Annotated in this window: 3 protein-coding genes; all 3 read left to right on the top strand. The window is 56.7% G+C overall.

Annotation, left to right across the window (positions count from 1 at the left end; all coding sequences use genetic code 11):
* The first annotated feature begins 818 nt into the window (after nucleotides 1–818).
* Entirely contained in the window at nucleotides 819–2,306 is a 1,488-nt protein-coding gene (locus tag AC1DVM_RS22440) for a glycosyltransferase (RefSeq protein ID WP_477258239.1), read from the top strand.
* Nucleotides 2,307–2,308: 2 nt separating this feature from the next.
* Nucleotides 2,309–3,685, top strand: a complete 1,377-nt coding sequence (locus AC1DVM_RS22445; protein ID WP_477258241.1) for a glycosyltransferase — start codon at nucleotides 2,309–2,311, stop codon at nucleotides 3,683–3,685.
* A 664-nt stretch (nucleotides 3,686–4,349) separates the two neighbouring features.
* Nucleotides 4,350–5,006: tetratricopeptide repeat protein (locus tag AC1DVM_RS22450; protein WP_477258243.1), on the top strand; the 657-nt coding region annotated here is incomplete at its 3' end.

The following is a 5,006-nucleotide window of genomic DNA, read 5'->3' on the forward strand; positions in this document are numbered from 1 at the left end:
ACACGCGGCAATGTTCACGTCCTCTCTGTGTGACGAGCATCAGGGCTAGGTCGTGCTGACGAACTTTCGATTACCAAACCGGCTGGTTGTTAGATCAGGCCTGCTCTTTCAGGAGAGCGGCGGTGGTCCTGGCTGCTTCTCGACCAAGATCCATCTGGGGAGCAACGGTCTAGGTCTGCGGTCCCGGTGGTTCTCAACGGAGGGAAATCACGGCAAGGTCCTGGTCGGCCAGGATGGCATCCGTGTCATTGCCCTTTTCGGCGAGTACGATCTTCGGTTCCGGCTCGGCCGTCACCGGGCCGGATCCTATTGGCCCAAAGATTCGCACAATATGAAATCGAAAGCCCAACTCACGATTCCATCGTGTTTGATACCTTTGCTGGACGCCTCTGGTCAGGGCCAAATCTTCGAATTATCGAACCCACACGCACCCATGCATTCAATTGACAATCAGATCAAATTACTGCACGTCAATGGACGATAAAGCGCGCTGCGTTTGACGCCGTCGTCGCGAGATCTCCATATCCATTCCCGGTTGTGCGTCACGGTTCTCCATGTTTAGTTGCGATGTACAGGTCATCCTTAACCGTCTGGTCGTCAGGATCGACGTGCCTCGCTCCTCAACTGTAACGGAGGTAAGAGTTCTGCGTGCCGACGGGTCCCGGCAATTTGCCTATCCGGTCAGCCTTGATGATGATGAGGCACTAGTTCCCCTGACTAGTGCTGGGCGGTCTTTCCGGAAACAGAATTCGGTCTTCAGTTTCGTGTCGGAGGAGGTGGATCTAAGCATCCTCGCCACAACCGTACGCGAACCTCTGGTGACCGAGTTCGTGATTGATGACGAGGCGCACGCGTTTGTTGGCTGCGCCACATTATTGCATGACATTAATCTCCTCGGTCCGCACCTCGTCAGGCGCTTTGAATCTTTCGACCACGTGGGTCCGCTCGCGCAGGCGCTAGCAGGCAAGCGTGTGGCTGGCGTCGCCGGCATTCCCATGCACGTCGATTACGCATATTCGGAGAATGGCTGCCTGCTTATGAATGGATGGATGGCCGATTTCGGCAATACCGATGTCTATGTGCTGGCTAATGGATGCGCTTTTGTGTCGCGCGGCCGCGATACTGTCGTTCACAACAGGCCGGATGTGACGGAGCATGTGCGCAGTCATGGCAGCATCGATGCGTCGCACGATGCTCATGGCTATTCAATTGCCATCGATTGCGTGGATCCCTTGCAACCCGTGATCATTGGCATCCTGAAGGACGGAATGTTCTCGATCATCTCGCAGGAGGTGCCGCCGCTCTCACCAGACAAGAGCCGCGTGTTCCAGCTTCTGCTCGGCGCCCGGCAGGGCACGAGCTACACGCCACTTGAAAAGATCACCCGCATGCTGACGCCGTTCCTGCGAGCCAACCGGCGCTCTCTCGACTACGAAGTGGTCTTCGAGTCGCGCTTCGCGGAAGGCCCGCCTGCGCGGCTGTCGATCATCGTGCCCTTCTACAAGGAATGGCGCTTCCTCTTTTCTTTGCTCTCCATGATCAAAAGCGCGCCCGCCGATTTCGAGTGGGTGATCGTCTGCGACGATGCCAATATCTTTCCGCAGCTGAACCAGCAGATCGCCAACCAGACCGAAAGCGTAAGGGATCGCATCACCTTCGTGCTTCCGCGCCAGAACGTAGGTTATGGACATGCCAACAACATCGGCGTGAAGGCGGCAAAGGGCGAATACGTGCTTCTGATGAATTCCGACATCTGGCTGAAAGGCTTCGGCGCGCTGGAATTTGGGCTTCAGGCGCTAAAGGAGACGGAATACGCGCTTGTGGGGTTTACCCTGTTATTCGAAGACGAAACGGTTCAGCACGACGGCATTGCGTTCAAGCGCTCGGTTGAAGTGGGAGACCGGTACCTGGCGCTTCATCCCGGCAAGGGACTGCCGGCGCTGCCCGGTGCTGCGCGCTACGAAGTTCGCGAAGCGGAGGCGGTTACGGGCGCATTAATGTTGCTGGAGCGCGATCGGTTCTACCGCATCGGAGGATTTCACGACCGTTATATCGGCGGCGATTTCGAGGACGCGGATCTCTGCCTCACCTTACGGCAAGCGGGAGAGAAGATCGGCCTTGTCCGCTCGCAGGAGATCTTCCACCTCGAGCGCCAGTCGATCCGTCACGATGCCGCCCACAGCGTCGGGTTCGCGAGAACCCTTGTGAACTGCGAACGTTTCAACCGGCGGTGGAAGGGCACACTCGATCAATCTGCGCGCAAGCCCGCAGCAGGCAATGTCAGACACATGCCTGAGGTGAACTAGTTATGCCTCGCCTTCTTGTTTTGTCCCACGGGCATCCGGGGCTAAGTCACGGCGGCGCAGAGATGGCGGCCTTCGCCATCCACTCGTTGATCAAGCAGGGCAGTATTCCAGGCTGGGAAAGCATTTTCGTTGCTCGCGCCGAGCGGCAGCAAATCGGTCATGACGGCGATTTCGGAGCATTCCGGCGAAATGCCGACGAAATTCTCGCAAGCCCGCCTGCCGTCGAGCCATTCTTCTTCCATTCCTTTGAGCCTGACCGATTGTTCGCATTGCTCGACGATCTTGTGGAGCGGTTCAGGCCGGACGTTGTCCACGCCCATCATTTTTCGTTCTGGGGAACCGACGTTCTCGAATTTTTTAGTGCACGCAACATTCCCGTCGTCATCACTCTGCACGAGTACATTAGCATCTGCCACCGGTTCGGCCAGATGCTAAAAGTGAACGGCCGCCTCTGCCACCGCTCCTCGCCAGCCGAGTGCAACCAATGCTTCCCGGACATCAGCTCCGGTTTCTTCTTCCTCCGCGACGAACTTTTTCAGAAAAATCTGCGCCTTGCTACGGCAGTCGTTTCTCCAAGTCATTTCCTCGCGCAGCGCGTCGAGGCCTGGTCGAATGATACGATAAAGGTCCACGTCATCGAGAACCCGAGGGACGTCCGGCTCTACGAAACGCCAGATCGCTATTCGCCTTCACATGAAGCAGATTCGGTCGTAACAACCATCGGGTACTTTGGACAGATTAACCATTTCAAAGGCACCGAAGTGCTCCTTGACGCGGCGGCGGCGCTCAAAAAAAGCGGCGTGCCATTCAGGATCAGATTGTTCGGAGCGAACCTCAATCTCCAGGAGGTCGCGTTTCGAGAACGGATCACCGCTAAGCTCGAACAGCTTGGTGATTGCATCGAGTTTTTTGGGCCGTATCGAAATGAATCTGTGATCCGGCTGATGTCCGGGTGCGACGCGATTGTAGTGCCGTCCATCTGGTGGGAAAACTCACCCGTCGTTATTCAAGAGGCCATTCAAGCTGGGGTGGCCGTTTTCGGATCGCGCCTCGGCGGTGTGGAGGAGAAGCTGCGGGACTATTCTCGTGCCGAATTCTTCGAACCCGGAAGTGCGCTCGACCTTGCCGAGAAGCTTCAGGCCTTTTGTCTAAGTTCGCGCTTGAATCTGCCAGTAACTCATTTATCCACAGACGACGCTGACAACGCCGCTGACATGACTGCCTTGGCTCGTCTCTATAACACCTGCCTTACATCAACTACGGATATCTCAAATGGCGGTCTGGAACTTCGAAAAGTTACAAAAAGAGATCAGAAGTCGGTCGGTAAAGGTCGAGAGCGAAACGTTCTATCCGCAAGCCGCAATCGATCTGCTCTTTGAGACGATCGCGCGTTCCATCCCGGTAGATCCGAAATCGTATTTTGCTAACTACCCGGACGTTCAAGAAGCCGTGGAAGCTGGTGAGCTTTCATGCGCTGCGCAGCACTACGTCGAGCATGGATTCTACGAAGACCGGTTCCCATGCGACATTGTAATCGATGAGAAAGCATACCTTGCTCTTTATCCTGACATTCAGTCGGGAATTGACGCAGGCGATATTGAGAGCGCCACGGATCACTGGCTCCGTTTTGGGCGCTTCGAGGGCAGGACTGCCTATTTGCAACGAGCTTAGCGAGGCAGACTTTCCTAAAAATCTGCGATGGACGGAAGTCCTGTTGTCCGGCGTACAAGATGTTCGATCATGTGGGTCGACAGGGTTGCGCGAATGTCTGCGCCATTAATGTCCTATCTTAGAAAGACCTCCAACAGAAAATCGATTTGTCTTAGGTCATGAAGTCAAGGTTAGTCGTGATTTCTGCCCGGCCTGCTAAGTTTCCTCGTCGAGGCGCACGCTCTCTCGGTAATGGTCTAGCAGTGGTCGACGTAATGATCCCCGACACGAAGCGGAGAGATGCGATGAGACGGGGCGTACGTACTCCCTAGTGCCAAGCTGATACTTGCCGGCATACTCGTGATAGAAGTGCGCAGCACCGGAACGATCTCAATGTCTGCCGAAGCTCAAACAGCGTTGATTCTTGCGAAACAAGCCCGTGGCCGCGGCGATCGTACCACCTCCCTTGGACTCTATCGGGCTGCACTTGCCGCCAACCCGGTAGAGATTTATCTCAAATTCGAGGTCGCAGCGGATCTTCGGGAGCTTGGACAGCTCGAAGAGGCGGAGGCGGTTCTGCAGGAGATCCTTGATCAGGCTCCCCAGCATGTTGGCGCGCAAATTGGGCTGGGTCACGTGGCGCGGCGGCGCGGGGATCCCGCTACCGCTCTGGCTTACTTCGAAGCTGCTGCGGCATTGGATACTAACAATCTGCCGGTGAAGCTGGAAGTTGCGGCGGATCTGCGGGACCTCGGCCGGCTCGATGAGGCGGAGGGGATCCTGGAAGCGATCCTCGAGCGAGCTTCCCAGCATGTTGGCGCGCGTATTGGGCTGGGTCACGTAGCGCGTCGGCGCGGGGATCGGGCCGCGGCTCTGGCTCACTTCGGACATGCTGCAGCACTCGATCCCAACAATCTGCCGGTGAGGCTGGAGGTTGCTGCAGATCTGCGCGAACTCGACCGGCTCGAGGAGGCGGAGACGGTTCTGCAGGAGATCCTCGATCAGGCTCCCCAGCATGTTGGCGCGCAAATTGGGCTGGGTCACGTGGCT

The organism is Microvirga sp. P4_A5, from assembly GCF_056402495.1.

What these genes read in the sequence shown, in the direction of transcription:
- AC1DVM_RS22445 (WP_477258241.1), top strand. Translation starts at nt 2,309, where the DNA reads ATGCCTCGCCTTCTTGTTTTGTCCCACGGGCATCCGGGGCTAAGTCAC.